Origin of the sequence: Streptomyces xanthochromogenes (assembly GCF_014650455.1) — a bacterium.
GTDB classification, from domain to species: domain Bacteria; phylum Actinomycetota; class Actinomycetes; order Streptomycetales; family Streptomycetaceae; genus Streptomyces; species Streptomyces xanthochromogenes.
The window spans coordinates 1-13,644 of the sequence record NZ_BMUZ01000008.1 but is presented as its reverse complement, the minus strand read 5'-3'; the positions used below and the strand labels follow the sequence as shown (position 1 = coordinate 13,644).

Sequence of the window (13,644 nt, the reverse complement as noted above, 5' to 3'; positions counted from 1 at the left end):
GGGATTTCGCCCACACGAGTACGTTTTGGAGTAGATATGGGCGTTTTTTCAAGGTTTCGCCGTAAGGCCGCCGAGGCTTCGACCGAGGAGGCCGCGGGGTCGACGCTGACGGCCGAGCCCGAGGCGGGGGCGAGCCCCGACACCTCCGCCGAGACGTCGGCGGCCGAGGCCCACGAGGTGTCCGAGGACGCCGACGAGTCCGGCGCGGCGGAGCCGGCCGAGGCCGCCGCCGAAGGGGTCGAGATCCCCAAGCAGCAGTCGGCGGAGGCGGCGGCGGACAACGAGGCCGGCGAAGGCGTCCGCAAGTAGGCGTCCCCCACCCCGAACCACGCGCACCGGAGGGCCGTGGAGCTGCCCGGCTCCACGGCCCTCCGGTGTGCCGCCGCCCCGACGACGGGCCGGAAGCGGTTCGGTGAGGCGGCTCGGTGCGGCGGCTCGGCGATGCGGCTCGGTGCGGCGTTTCCGTGCGGCGTGCGACGTTTCATGCGGCGTGTGGCGCGCGGCGCCCGGCGCGCGGCGCCCGGCGCGCGGCGTTTCCGTGCGGCGTTTCGAGAATGGCCAAAAACAGACCACGCCCACCAGGTTTCAGGACCAGACGCCGACGAAGTAGCCGACTCCGTAGGGCGCGTCCTCGTGGAGGAGCCGCCCGGCGAGGGCGGCGCCGCTGCCCGCACCGGCGAGCACCTGCCAGGGCGCCCGTCCCGCCACCTTCAGCTCGTGCGCGAGGCGGTCGTCAAGACCCATCAGAGCGGCGGTGTCGGCGGAGCCGAGCGCGGCGGACGCGATCTCGTCGAATCCGGCGGCCCGCTCGTCCAGGTAGCCCGGCGCCTTGAGCGTGCGGCAGGCACTGCCGTCGCCCATGACGAGCAGGGCGACCCGGTCGGCCCGGGACGCCAGCTCCTCCCCCGCAGCGATACAGGCCTTCGGGTCGAGGCCCTCGGCGACGGCGAGCCCCTCGACCGGGGTGTCCGCCCATCCCGCGCGCTCCAAGAGCCAGGCACCGACCGCGAGCGACACCGGCAGACTCGGGGCAGCCGCCGATTCGCCGCGCCCCAACCGCACGCGGACGTCCACGCCGTACCCGGCGAACGAACCCACCGCACCCTGCCGGAACGTGCCCCCTTGCTCGGCCGGTCCGACCACGACGAGGAGATCGGGCCGCGACGCGGCGAGCAGGCCCACCGCGTCGGCGCAGGCGTCGCGGGCCGCGTCGAGTTCCGGCGCGGCACCGGCGGCCACGTCGGGCACCAGGAGGGGCGGGCAGGGGCAGACAGCGGCGGCTACGAGCATGATCCGAAGCCTAGTCCGGTTCCGGCGCCCGGGCCCTGCCACCGCCGCCCGTACACCGGCAGCGGGAGCGGTCCGGCTAGAGGACCGAGCAGCCGCCCGTGGGCTCCGGCAGCGGAGCCGGCGCGCCGACGGACGGCAGACCGAGCATCACCCCGGCCGGCTTCCGCGCGGGCTCGGCGTTGCGCTTCTCCCAGGCATCGCCCGCACGCGTGCGGCGTACCGCGCTCGTCGGGCCCTCGGCGAGCAGGTGGTGCGGGGCGGCATAGGTGATCTCGACGGTCACCACATCGCCCGGGCGCACCTCGTCGTCCGGCTTGGTGAAGTGGACGAGACGGTTGTCGGGGGCACGGCCGGACAGACGCTGGGTCGAGCCGTCCTTACGGCCCTCGCCCTCCGCGACCATGACCTCCAACACGCGGCCGACCTGCTTCTTGTTCTCCTCCCAGGAGATCTCCTCCTGCAGGGCGGACAGGCGCATGTAGCGGTCCTGGACGACCTCCTTGGGGATCTGCCCGTCCATCGTCGCCGCCGGCGTGCCGGGGCGCTTGGAGTACTGGAAGGTGAACGCGTTCGCGAAGCGGGCCTCACGGACCGTGTGCATGGTCTGCTCGAAGTCCTCCTCGGTCTCGCCGGGGAAGCCCACGATGATGTCGGTGGAGATCGCGGCGTGCGGAATCGCGGCACGCACCTTCTCGATGATCCCGAGGAAACGCTCCTGCCGGTACGAGCGGCGCATCGCCTTGAGCACGGTGTCCGAACCCGACTGCAACGGCATGTGCAGCTGCGGCATCACGTTCGGGGTCTCGGCCATCGCGGCGATCACGTCGTCCGTGAAGTCCCGCGGGTGCGGCGAGGTGAAGCGCACCCGCTCCAGACCCTCGATGTTCCCGCAGGCCCGCAGCAGCTTGCTGAACGCCTCACGGTCACCGATGTCCGAGCCGTACGCGTTCACGTTCTGCCCGAGCAGCGTGATCTCGGAGACGCCCTCACCGACCAGCGCCTCGATCTCGGCCAGGATGTCGCCGGGCCGGCGGTCCTTCTCCTTGCCGCGCAGCGCCGGAACGATGCAGAACGTGCACGTGTTGTTGCAGCCCACCGAGATGGACACCCAGGCCGCGTACGCGGACTCGCGGCGGGTCGGCAGGGTGGAGGGGAACGCCTCCAGGTACTCGGCGATCTCGACCTGCGCCTCCTCCTGGATGCGGGCGCGCTCCAGGAGCACCGGCAGCTTGCCGATGTTGTGCGTGCCGAAGACGACGTCGACCCAGGGCGCCCGCTGCACGATCGTGTCGCGGTCCTTCTGCGCCAGGCAGCCGCCGACGGCGATCTGCATCCCGGGCCGCTTCGTCTTCATCGGAGCGAGGCGGCCGAGGTTGCCGTACAGCTTGTTGTCCGCGTTCTCCCGCACCGCGCAGGTGTTGAACACGACGACATCGGCGTCGCCGTCGGCGCCCTCGGGCGCACGGACGTAACCGGCCCCTTCGAGGAGGCCGGACAGCCGCTCGGAGTCATGGACGTTCATCTGGCACCCGTAGGTGCGCACCTCGTACGTTTTGAAACCGTCCACCGCTCCGCCTGCCACGTCGATACCGCTCACCCGTCCAGGGTAAGGGCTCCGATCAAGCGCCGAGCCCGGCGGCACCGGCCGCGAAAGCCCGGTACGCCAGGCGAACCCGCCGGAACCACCCCTGGTCCTCCCGGGCAGGGAACTGGCAGGATCCAGCCATGCTCCCCGCCCTGCCCCGGCTCAGCCGCCGCCGCGCCCTGACCGCGGCCGCGGCCGCCCTGGTCGCCCTCGGGCTGCTCCTGTGGTGGCTGGTGCCGTTCGGCGGCCGCACCCCCGCCGGGAAGATCGACTTCAGTACGGGGGTACGCACCGGGGTCTACCAGCGCTACGGCGAACTGCTGCAACAGGCGCTGGCCTCCGACCTCCCGAGGGTCCAGGTCGACCTCCGCACCAGCCAGGGCTCCCAGGAGAACCTGCAACGAGTGGCCGACGGCGTGTCCGACTTCACCATCGCCACGGCCGACTCCGTCGACAAGTTCCGCAAGGACAACAAGCCGGGCGCGGACCGGCTGCGCGGCTGCGCCCGGCTGTACGACGACTACGTCCAGCTGGTCGTGCCCCAGGGCTCCCCCGTGCGCTCCGTGGCGGACCTGCGCGGCAAGCGGGTCGCCGTCGGGCAGGCGGGCTCCGGCGTACGGCTGCTCGCCGACCGGCTGCTGCCGGCCGCCGGCCTCGACCCGCAGCACGACATCACCCCGGTCCCCGCGGGCATCGACACCATGCCCGACCTGCTGCGACACCATCAGATCGACGCGTTCTTCTGGTCGGGGGGCCTGCCGACCACGGCAGTCCTGCGGCTGTCCGAGGCGTACCCGATCCGGCTGGTGCCGCTCGCCGACCTGGTGTCGGCGCTCCACAAGGCGGACGGCAGCACGGGCTACTACCGGGCGGCGACCATGCCCGCCGACGCCTACCCCAAGGCCCAGCGGGGCGTTCCCGTGCCGACGATCGCCGTGGCGAACCTCCTGGTCACCACGGATCGCACGAACGCCGCACTCACCGAGGGCTTCACGCGTACGGTGATAAACAGCCGCGACCGGATCGGACGGGAAGTGCACGCGGCCCAACTGGTGGATCTGCGCACGGCCATCTACACGGCGCCGCTGCCGTTGCACGACGGGGCACGGGACTACTACCGGTCGGTGAAGCCGTGACGGTGGTCCTGGGTCGCGATCTGACCGACGCGAGCTGACCGACGACATCTGAAATCTGTCACACGTCAGCTGTCGGCTGCCGGCTGTCCGCTGTCACATGTCGGCTGCCGCTGCCGGGCGGCGTCCCTGCGGTGCTCACCCCTCCGGCTGCGTACGCGGCACCGTGACCGTCACGCTCAGGCCGTTCGGCTCGTGGTGGGCGTAGGCGATCGTTCCGCCGCCGGCTGCGAGCAGGGTGCGGGCGATGGAGAGGCCGAGGCCCGAGCCCTTGACGTTCTGGTGACGGCCCGCACGCCAGAAGCGGTCGCCGACGCGGCCCAGTTCCTCGTCGGTGAGGCCGGGGCCGCGGTCGGTCACCGTCACGCTGACCCGGGGACCCCGCGCCCCCACGGAGACCCGGACGTCCTCGCCCGCGGGCGTGAACTTCAGCGCGTTGTCGATCACCGCGTCGAGCGCGCTGGACAGCGCCACGGGGTCCGCCCAGCCGGTCGCGGCGGCCGATCCGTCCGCGCGCAGCCGTACGCCCTTGTCCTCGGCGAGCGGGCGCCAGGCGGCGACCCGCTCCCCCGCCAGCGCCCCGATGTCGATGAGCCGGAGATCCGCCGCGGCGTGCTCCGCGAGGGCGAGGCCCAGCAGGTCGTCGAGGACCTGGGCCAGGCGCTTGCCCTCGGTGCGCACCGAGGCGATCTCCTCGTTGCCTTCGGGGAGTTCGAGGGCGAGGAGCTCGATGCGGAGCAGCAGGGCGGACAGCGGGTTGCGCAGTTGGTGGGAGGCGTCGGCGACGAACGCGCGCTGCTGTTCCAGGACTTCCTCGACGTTGTCGGCCATTTCGTTGAACGAGTGCGCCAGCCTGCGGAGTTCGGGCGGTCCGCCGGCGGCGGCGACGCGGGAGTTCATGCGTCCGGTGGCGATGTCGTGGGTGACGGCGTCCAGGACGCGTACGGGTCTGAGCACCCAGCCGGTGAGCCGGACCGCCGCGCCGACCGCGAGCAGCATCGCCGCCAACTCGCCCGCCCCGATGAGCAGCCAGCCGCGCAGGGTGTGGGAGCGCATGCTTCCGGTGGGCGAGTCGGTGACCACGACCGCGATGACGTCGCCCTCGCGCACCACGGGCGAGGCCACGACCAGGCGGCCGCGCTGCCACGGCCAGACCTGGGCCGGGTCGTGGCTGCGGCGTCCGGCGAGCGCCTCGTGGAAGGCGAGGTATCCCTGGCCCTTGGCGGGCGCCTGCCAGCCCTGGGGGGCGCTCGCCATGGCGCTGCCGTTGCGGAAGAACACGCCGGCCTTGATCCCGTACAGGGTCGAGTAGCGCGACAGTTCCTCCTCCAGGGTGGTGAGCCGTTCCGCGCTGCTGGTGTCGTTGCCGTCGGGGGCGGTGACGAACTGGGCGAGGGCCGCGAAGCGTGCGGTGTCGTCGATGCGGTCGATGACCACCGCCTGCTGCTGTGCGTGGGCCACGCTCAGGGCGAGCGGGAAGCCGAACGCGACCAGGACGAGCGCGAGCAGGAAGATGAGGAGCGGGAGAAGTCGGGTGCGCACCGGGCTTCTCGGGCCTCAGAGGGCGGCCGGCGCGACGAGCCGGTAGCCGACGCCGCGCACGGTCTCGATCAGTGCGGGCATGCGCAGTTTGGAGCGCAGCGATGCGACGTGCACTTCGAGGGTGCGGCCGGTGCCTTCCCAACTGGTGCGCCAGACCTCGCTGATGATCTGTTCCCGGCGGAAGACGACGCCGGGGCGCTGGGCCAGGAGGGCGAGCAGGTCGAACTCCTTGCGGGTCAGCTGGACGCCTTCGCCGTCGACGCTGACGCGGCGGGTGGGCAGCTCGATCTGTACGCGGCCGAAGCGCAGTTCGGTGTCGTCGGACTCGGGCCGCGCGCCGGGCGGGGGGCGCCGGATGACGGCGTGGATACGGGCGATGAGTTCGCCGGTGTCGTAGGGCTTGACGACGTAGTCGTCGGCGCCGAGGTTCAGGCCGTGGATGCGGGAGCGGACGTCGGCGCGCGCGGTCACCATGATCACGGGGATGGAGCTGCGCTTGCGGATCTTGCCGCAGACCTCGTAGCCGTCCTGGTCGGGCAGTCCGAGGTCGAGCAGGACCACGCCGAAGGGCGGTCTGGTGCAGCGCTCGTCGGGAAGGAGCGCCTGCAGCGCCTCTTCTCCGTTGCGGGCGTGCTTCACCTCGAAGCCGTGCTTGGCGAGGACGGCAGACAGGGCGGCGGCGACGTGGTCGTCGTCCTCGACGAGCAGCAGTCTCATGGCCCCCCTCCCTGGCTGCGTCGAGGCCGCTCGGGGCCCGCGCACGAAGTGTTCATCGGCCGCATCACGGCACGTACCCCCGAATCCATGCCCATGGTCGCCACTTCGGTCAAGGGGGCGCCCGCCCCTTCGCATCATCCGTTACGGAGCCGGTATTCCGCCGGGGTGCCCGTTCACCCAGAGTGCTGCGGCGCTACCGGATCGTTATGCTCAAGTTCCGCTCAGATGTAATGACGCTGGTCACAACTCACCACTACGGTCCTCCCCAACCGAGTGGGACGGAGCAAGAAGCCGATGAGCGGAGTATCAGTGGCCAAGGGGACCGAGGACGCCATACCGGCGTCGGGTGACCTGGTCGTGCTGAACAACGTCAACAAGCACTTCGGCGCGCTGCATGTGCTCCAGGACATCGACCTGACCATCGCCCGTGGCGAGGTCGTCGTCGTCATCGGGCCCTCGGGGTCCGGGAAGTCCACGCTGTGCCGCACCATCAACCGCCTGGAGACGATCGATTCCGGGGCGATCTCGATCGACGGCAGGCCGCTGCCCCAGGAGGGCCGGGAGCTGGCGCGGCTGCGGGCCGATGTCGGCATGGTCTTCCAGTCGTTCAACCTGTTCGCGCACAAGACGGTCCTCGAGAACGTCATGCTGGGCCAGGTGAAGGTCCGCAAGGCGGACAAGCAGTCCGCCGAGCAGAAGGCGCGGACCCTGCTCGACCGGGTCGGTGTGGGGACGCAGGCCGACAAGTACCCGGCGCAGCTCTCGGGCGGTCAGCAGCAACGTGTCGCGATCGCGCGGGCGTTGGCGATGGACCCGAAGGTGATGCTCTTCGACGAGCCCACCTCGGCGCTGGACCCTGAGATGATCAACGAGGTCCTCGAGGTCATGCAGCAGCTGGCGCGGGACGGGATGACGATGGTCGTGGTCACGCACGAGATGGGCTTCGCCCGCTCCGCGGCCAACCGGGTCGTCTTCATGGCCGACGGCAAGATCGTCGAGGAGGCCACGCCCGACCAGTTCTTCAGCAACCCGCGCAGCGACCGGGCCAAGGACTTCCTGTCGAAGATCCTGCACCACTGACGACTTGACGCTTGACGACATCTGCCATCTGCCATCTGACGGCTGACGACTGCTATCTGACGGCTGCCGACGATCGCCCCGGACCGGCCGACCGCTGACCGGCCGACCGCTGTCGACGACCGCCGAGGTCCGGCCGGCCGGACCGGCCGCCCGATACGGCCCGGCTGCCCGGTGACGACGGCCGGGGCCGTGGCCCGATGGCCGTCGGGCCACGGCGACTGTCGGACAACAGCTGACAGATGACCGAGATCCAAGGTCAACTGGCCCTTGGTACCGGGCAGTTCGTGACACCGGGCAGTAGCAGAACGGCCGTCGCCGACCGATGACGACCACCGACCAACGACACAAGGAATGTTCGCCATGATGCTCCGCAAGTCCGCCGCCGTCGCGGCGATCGCCGTGTTCGCCCTGACCGCGACCGCCTGTGGCGGCAAGTCAGGCTCCGCCGGTGACAAGCAGGCCGCCCAGCCGGGTTCCAGCGGCGCGCCGCAGCTGCCCACGTACACCGTCGCCTCCGGCGTCACGCTCGACTCGCCGACCCTCAAGGCGGCCAAGGCGCGCGGCAAGCTGGTCATCGGCTCCAAGGCCGACCAGCCCTACCTCGGTTTCGAGGACCAGTCGACCAAGGAGCGTTCCGGCTTCGACGTCGAGATCGCCAAGATGATCGCCGCCGATCTGGGTTTCAAGGCCGACCAGATCGAGTGGAAGACCGTCGACTCCGGTGTGCGTGAGACGGCGATCTCCAAGGGCCAGGTCGACTACTACGTCGGCACGTACACGATCAACGACAAGCGCAAGCAGCAGGTGGGCTTCGCCGGGCCGTACTACAAGGCGGGCGCCGACCTCCTGGTGCGCAAGGACGACACCTCGATCACCGGCAAGGACGCGGTGAAGGGCAAGAAGGTCTGCTCGATCGTTGGCTCCACGCCGCTCCAGGAGATCAAGAAGCCCGAGTACGGCGCTTCCGTCGTCGAGCTGTCGAAGTACTCGGACTGTGTGCAGCAGCTCCTGTCCAAGCAGGTCGACGCGGTCACTACGGACGACGCGATCCTCAAGGGCTACGCCGCCAAGAACAAGGAGAAGCTGCGGGTCGTCGGCAAGCCGTTCACCGAGGAGCCGTACGGCATCGGCATGAACAAGGACGACAAGGCGCTGCGTGACTTCATCGACAGCGCGCTGGAGAAGCACGAGCAGGACGGCACGTACAAGAAGATCTACGACGCCACGCTCGGCCTGTCCGGTTCGGCGTACCAGGCTCCGCCGGCCGTCGCCCGTTACTGATCGACGCGGGTCGCGGCGTCCCGTACGCGGTACGGGGCGCCGGGCCCTGTTCTTCGCGAGGCCGTGAGGTCTCGCCCGTTGCCCCATCCGCTGCACCCGCTGCACCCGTTGTGTGCGGTGCAGCCGCTGTACCTGGTGCACCCGTTGCACCCGTTGTCCCGACCGATGCCCCAGCCGCTGCCCGCCGACGCGGAGACCCCATGAACGTACTGCTCGACCATTTCGCGGAGTTCCGCGACGGCTTCATAGGCACCGTGGAGATCACCGCCGTCAGCTCGGTCATCGCCCTGGTCCTTGGACTGCTGCTCGCCGGTTTCCGGGTGTCGCCCGTGCCGCCGCTGCGGTTCTTCGGCACGGCCTGGGTGACGCTGCTGCGCAACACGCCGCTGACGCTGCTCTTCCTGGTCTTCTTCTTCGTCGTGCCGGAGATCTTCTTCCCCGGTATGAGCCCGTTCCTGCTGGGTTCGCTGGCGCTCGGTTTCTACACGGCGTCGTTCGTGTGCGAGGCGGTGCGGTCCGGCATCAGTACGGTGCCGCTGGGGCAGGCGGAGGCGGCTCGTTCGATCGGGATGAGCTTCACGCAGACCTTGAGCCTGATCGTGCTGCCGCAGGCCACCCGGACGGTCATCCCGCCGCTGAGTTCGATCTTCATCGCGCTGACGAAGAACTCGGCGATCGCGGGTGCGTTCAGTGTGGCCGAGCTGTTCGGCTGGCAGAAGCTGATGAGTGAGGACGGCTACGACATCGTGCCGGTCTTCCTGTGGGTGGCTCTGGGCTATCTGATCGTCACCTTCGCGATGAGCGGTCTCTTCCGTCTTCTGGAGCGCCGCATGGAGGTCGCCCGATGAGTGCCAGCGTTCTGTACGACGCCCCCGGCCCGAAGGCCGTCGTCCGCAACCGGATCTATGCGGTGGTGGGTTCGCTCGCCCTGCTCGCTCTGGTCGTGGTGGCCGTGGTGCGGCTGTCGGCCAAGGGCGATCTCGACTACGCGATGTGGGACATCTTCAACTACGCGGGGATTCGGCAGAACATCGCCGAGGCGGTGCTCGCCACGCTGAAGGCGTTCGGTCTGGCGGCGGTGGGTTCGCTGGTGCTGGGTGTGGTGCTGGTGGTGGGCCGGCTTTCGGACCACAAGCCGGTGCGGTGGGTGGCGACGGCGTTCATCGAGCTGTTCCGTTCGATCCCGTTGCTCATCACGATCTACGCGGTGTGGATCGGTTTCCTCGCCGACTATTCGATGTGGGCGCTGGCGCTGGGCCTGTCGATCTACAACGGCTGTGTGCAGGCGGAGGTGCTGCGCGCGGGGGTGAACGCGGTGCCCAGGGGGCAGCGTGAGGCGGCGTACGCGCTGGGGATGAGCAAGACGCAGGTCATGGTCAGTGTGCTGATGCCGCAGGCCGTGCGTGCGATGTTGCCGACGATCATCAGCCAGTTGGTGGTGACGCTGAAGGACACGTCGCTCGGTTTCATCATCCTGTATCCGGAGTTGTTGCAGACGGCGCGTCTGATCGCGAGCAATACGCAGGTCAACGGCCAGTACCCGTATGTGTCGACGATCGTGGTGATCGGCACGATCTATGTGGCGATGTGTCTGCTGCTGTCGGCTCTGGCCACGTGGATCGAGAAGCGGGGGCGTCGGGCGAAGACCGGTATCGCGGTGTCGGCCGCCGCTCCGGTCTCCGGTGACGGGCCGGGTTCGGCGCCGGCCTCCGACGGGGCCGATGGGCCGGATGTGGCGCCTGCCGCCACGAACTGACGGCATATGAGGCAGTGGCGTTCGCGTCGCTGCCTCCGTCACTTGACGCAAGCACGCGCAGTGGGTTGCATACGTTCTGTGATCGTGCACCGGGTTCCCCGCGCCACCTGCAAGCCGTCCCGACGCGTCTTTGGAGCCACGCCGTGGACCCGGTGATCGTCGTCGGCGCCGGTCCGGTGGGACTGGCGCTCGCTCTGTCGCTGGCCGCGCAGGGGGTGCCGTCCGTCGTCCTGGACGAGGGGCCCGGCAAGGAGGAGCCCCGCGGGGTGCGTACGGTCGTGCTGCGGCCGGACATCGCGGCGTTCGTGGCGGGCCTGGGGTGTGCGGCGGTGCGGGACGAGGGGGCCCGCTGGGTTGCGTGGCGGTCGATGCGGCGTGGTCAGCTGCTGCGTCGTGTCGAGTTCGGCGAGGGGCCGGGGGGCGGCGGGCCGTCGCCGGTGCATGTGCCGCAGCATGCGCTGACGCGTGGGTTGCGGGCCGCGGTGTCCGCCTCGGGTCTGGTGCGGATCGTCCCGCACAGCCGTCTGGATGGGCTGGAGCAGGACGCGGAGGGTGTGTCCGCGCACACGTCGGGGCCGGGCGGGACGTGGTGGCGCGGGAGTTTCGCGGTGGGCTGCGACGGTGCCCGCTCCACGGTCCGCAAGTTGCTGGACGTGCGCTTCACGGGCCGAACGGCGGTGGAGCGGCAGGCCGTTGTGGCGTTGCGTACGGAACTGCCGTGGCCGGGTGAGGCGTTGTCGCACCGGTTGCCACCGTGGCGGGCGGGTGGTGACGAGGTGACGGCGCGGCCTCTGCGGGACGGTGTGTGGCGGTTGGACTGGCTGCTTCCGCCGCGTGCCGAACTGGTCACGCCGGACGCGTTGGTGGGCCGGATCCGGGACACGTTGGCGGGCTGGTGCGGTGAGGCCGGGCCGTACGAGCTGTTGGACACGGGTGTTCATACGGTGCATCACCGGCTGGCGCGGCGCTGGCGGGTGCGGCGTGCGTTTTTGGCGGGGGACGCCGCGCATCTGCTGGGTGCGCTCGGCACGCAGGCGCTGGACGAGGGGCTGCGGGATGCGCAGAACCTGGCCTGGAAGCTGGCCCGGGCGTGGCATCACGGGGTGTCGGAGGGGCTGTTGGACAGCTATCAGGCGGAGCGGCGTTCGGCGGTCGCGGCCCGGCTGCGTGCGGCCGATCAATCGTTGCCGGTCCTGCGGGGCGGGGCGGGGTTGCGTGGGTGGATTCCGGGGGCGGCGCGGGGTCATGACGCGTTGGTGACGGATGGTCATCTGGGGCGTGGTCCGCTGGGTGCTCCGCCGGCTTACCCGGATTCGCCGCTGGCGCCGGAGCCGGCCGAGTCGCACATCGCGGTGGGTACGCAGTGGGGTGGTCCGGCGGCGGATGTGCTGGTGATGGCGCCCGACGGTGCGACGGTGCCGCTGCGGGACCGGTTGGGCCGGGGCCGGCTGCTTGTGGTGCTCGTGGCTCCGGGTACGGGTGTGTGGGATCGGCGTCATTGGTTGACGGCGGGGGTGATGCCGGCGCTGGACGCGGCGGTGGGTGCCCTTCCGCTGGATGCGGAGCTGCTGGTGGCGGAGGCGTATCCGGGGGCTCCGGCCCATGCTGTGCTGCTGGTGCGGCCCGATGGTCATCTGGTGGCGGCGTTCAACGGGGTGCAGCCCGATGAGCTGTTCGCGGCGGCCGATGCGGTACGGGGTGGGGCGGGGCGGGGTGTGGGGGGTGCTTCTGCCGGGGGTGCCGGTGGGGCCGGTGGTGTGGGGGCCGGGAGCGGGGAGGCCGGGAACGGCGCGGTGGGGGTGGAGGAGGCGGAGCGGACGGCGGACGTCAAGTGACAGCTGTCGATTGTTGTCATCGGTGATCTGTTGTCGCTGAGCCGTCATCGGTGAACGGTCGTCGGTGGGCTGTGTCCGCCATGGGGCATCCGCCATGCGAACACTGATTGACCGGCGCAGGCGTCCATGGTCTACTCCGAAACGTGACCGACACCGATGTGCGCCTGTGGCGGAGGGTCCATATGGACCTCGTCCGCTATGCGGGCTGCGTGTGTCGTCCGTCCTGCTGATTCGCCTTTCCCTCCGCGCCGTGCCGCCGCGCCCTTGTGTTGCCGTCGGCCGTACGCGCGCATTCGCGAACTTCCTCAGGACGGTCCTTCGTGTCGCTCTCCGTCAGCCCTTCTGTCAGTCCTCTTGTCAGCCCTCCTGTCCGCCCTTCCGTGCCCGCCTCCTCCGCCACGGCGGGGCCCGGTGCTGGTTCCGGCTCCGGTTCTGGTTCTGCGCCGAGTGCGGCGGAGCTGCTCGACTTCGCCCGCCGTACCGCCGCGGACACCGCTCTGATCGCTTCGTTGCCGCTCGACGATCAGGGGCGGACGTGGGTGCGCCTCGATGGTCCGGGTGGCAGTGAGGCCTGGCTGATCGGCTGGCCCCCGGGTACCGGGACGGGGTGGCACGATCATGGCGGTTCCCATGGGGCGTTCGCCACGGCGGCCGGTGCGCTGCGGGAGGATTCGCTCGCGGCGCGGCTGCCCACCGAGGGCTGGAGGATGCTGGAGCTCGCCGAAGGGGTGGACCGCTCAAGGGAGTTGGGGGCGGGCGGGGGCCGGGCTTTCGGGCCGCATCATGTGCATGAGGTACGCAACGAGTCCCGGACCGAGCATGCGGTTTCGGTGCATGCCTACTATCCGCCGCTGCCGCTGATCCGGCGGTACAGCCGTACGGGTGCGGTGCTGCGGGTGGAGCAGGTCGAGCGTCCGGAGGACTGGCAGTGAGCGGGGACGGCTCGGAGCCGGTGGGCATCGATGAGTTGTTGGAGCGGGTCAGGGACGGGCTGGACCGGGTGACGGCGCGGGAGGCGTTCGCCGAGGCGGCCGACGGGGCGCTGTTGGTGGACATCCGGTATGCGGCGTTGCGGGAGCGGGACGGGCTGATTCCCGGGGCGCTGGTCGTGGAGCGCAATGAGTTGGAGTGGCGTCTCGATCCGCGGGGCAGTCATCGTGCGGCGGAGGCGACGGGGCACGGTCTGCGGGTGGTGGTGGTCTGCAACGAGGGGTATGCGTCGTCCCTCGCGGCGGTGTCGTTGCGGCAGTTGGGGCTGTACCGGGCGACGGATCTGATCGGCGGTTTCCAGGCGTGGCGGGCGGCGGGCCTGCCGGTTTCGCCTGCGTCGCCTGACGCGTAACCGCGCGGGGGGCGCGCCCGCCGTCGGTGCCGGGCGGTGCGGCCGGTGCCGGGCGGTGCGGCCGGTGCCGGGCGGTGCGGCCG

General features: G+C 70.5%; 14 protein-coding genes. 10 read left to right on the top strand and 4 right to left on the bottom strand.

The features are described from left to right. Nucleotides 1-36: 36 nt before the first annotated feature. A complete protein-coding gene (locus tag IE267_RS21000) occupies nucleotides 37-309 on the top strand; it encodes a hypothetical protein (RefSeq protein WP_161250293.1) in 273 nt (90 codons plus the stop codon). Nucleotides 310-585: 276 nt separating this feature from the next. Here the strand turns inward: IE267_RS21000 and IE267_RS20995 are convergent, their stop codons facing one another. Together IE267_RS20995 and miaB are read right to left on the bottom strand one after the other, a co-directional pair. Further along, complete coding sequence (locus IE267_RS20995; protein ID WP_189764244.1) at nucleotides 586-1,290, bottom strand: class III extradiol dioxygenase subunit B-like domain-containing protein; 705 nt, start codon at nucleotides 1,288-1,290, stop codon at nucleotides 586-588. A 76-nt stretch (nucleotides 1,291-1,366) separates the two neighbouring features. Then, nucleotides 1,367-2,887, bottom strand: coding sequence for a tRNA (N6-isopentenyl adenosine(37)-C2)-methylthiotransferase MiaB (gene miaB, locus IE267_RS20990; protein WP_373304575.1), 1,521 nt, complete (start codon nucleotides 2,885-2,887; stop codon nucleotides 1,367-1,369). A 128-nt stretch (nucleotides 2,888-3,015) separates the two neighbouring features. On the opposite strand from miaB, the gene IE267_RS20985 reads away from it, so the two are divergent. Beyond that, entirely contained in the window at nucleotides 3,016-4,011 is a 996-nt protein-coding gene (locus IE267_RS20985; RefSeq protein ID WP_189764243.1) for a TAXI family TRAP transporter solute-binding subunit, read from the top strand. A gap of 135 nt (nucleotides 4,012-4,146) precedes the next feature. On the opposite strand, the gene IE267_RS20980 is transcribed toward IE267_RS20985, so the two are convergent. Next, the gene (locus IE267_RS20980; RefSeq protein ID WP_167152856.1) at nucleotides 4,147-5,550 is read right to left on the bottom strand and encodes a sensor histidine kinase; all 1,404 of its coding nucleotides are present in this window, start codon (nucleotides 5,548-5,550) and stop codon (nucleotides 4,147-4,149) included. Between the two features lie 15 nt (nucleotides 5,551-5,565). Continuing rightward, on the bottom strand, nucleotides 5,566-6,267 hold the full coding sequence (locus tag IE267_RS20975) for a response regulator transcription factor (protein WP_161246398.1): 702 nt from the start codon (nucleotides 6,265-6,267) through the stop codon (nucleotides 5,566-5,568). Nucleotides 6,268-6,561: 294 nt separating this feature from the next. On the opposite strand from IE267_RS20975, the gene IE267_RS20970 reads away from it, so the two are divergent. The 8 genes from IE267_RS20970 to IE267_RS20940 all read left to right on the top strand — a co-directional run bounded on the left by IE267_RS20970 (nucleotide 6,562) and on the right by IE267_RS20940 (nucleotide 13,561). Beyond that, on the top strand, nucleotides 6,562-7,347 hold the full coding sequence (locus IE267_RS20970; protein WP_161246400.1) for an amino acid ABC transporter ATP-binding protein: 786 nt from the start codon (nucleotides 6,562-6,564) through the stop codon (nucleotides 7,345-7,347). A gap of 360 nt (nucleotides 7,348-7,707) precedes the next feature. After that, complete coding sequence (locus IE267_RS20965) at nucleotides 7,708-8,628, top strand: glutamate ABC transporter substrate-binding protein (protein ID WP_167152857.1); 921 nt, start codon at nucleotides 7,708-7,710, stop codon at nucleotides 8,626-8,628. Between the two features lie 200 nt (nucleotides 8,629-8,828). Further along, nucleotides 8,829-9,476, top strand: coding sequence for an amino acid ABC transporter permease (locus tag IE267_RS20960; RefSeq protein WP_161246404.1), 648 nt, complete (start codon nucleotides 8,829-8,831; stop codon nucleotides 9,474-9,476). Then, nucleotides 9,473-10,384, top strand: a complete 912-nt coding sequence (locus IE267_RS20955; protein WP_167152859.1) for an amino acid ABC transporter permease — start codon at nucleotides 9,473-9,475, stop codon at nucleotides 10,382-10,384. Before IE267_RS20960 ends, IE267_RS20955 begins: the two co-directional genes overlap by 4 nt. Before the next feature lie 143 nt (nucleotides 10,385-10,527). Beyond that, a complete protein-coding gene (locus IE267_RS20950) occupies nucleotides 10,528-12,219 on the top strand; it encodes an FAD-dependent monooxygenase (protein ID WP_189764242.1) in 1,692 nt (563 codons plus the stop codon). A gap of 143 nt (nucleotides 12,220-12,362) precedes the next feature. After that, on the top strand, nucleotides 12,363-12,449 hold the full coding sequence (locus IE267_RS40450; protein WP_311605579.1) for a putative leader peptide: 87 nt from the start codon (nucleotides 12,363-12,365) through the stop codon (nucleotides 12,447-12,449). Nucleotides 12,450-12,599: 150 nt separating this feature from the next. Then, the gene (locus IE267_RS20945) at nucleotides 12,600-13,151 is read left to right on the top strand and encodes a cupin domain-containing protein (RefSeq protein ID WP_193587844.1); all 552 of its coding nucleotides are present in this window, start codon (nucleotides 12,600-12,602) and stop codon (nucleotides 13,149-13,151) included. Then, nucleotides 13,148-13,561: a rhodanese-like domain-containing protein gene (locus IE267_RS20940; protein WP_167152861.1), complete on the top strand. Its 414-nt coding sequence runs from the start codon at nucleotides 13,148-13,150 to the stop codon at nucleotides 13,559-13,561. Before IE267_RS20945 ends, IE267_RS20940 begins: the two co-directional genes overlap by 4 nt. The last annotated feature ends 83 nt before the right edge of the window (nucleotides 13,562-13,644 follow it).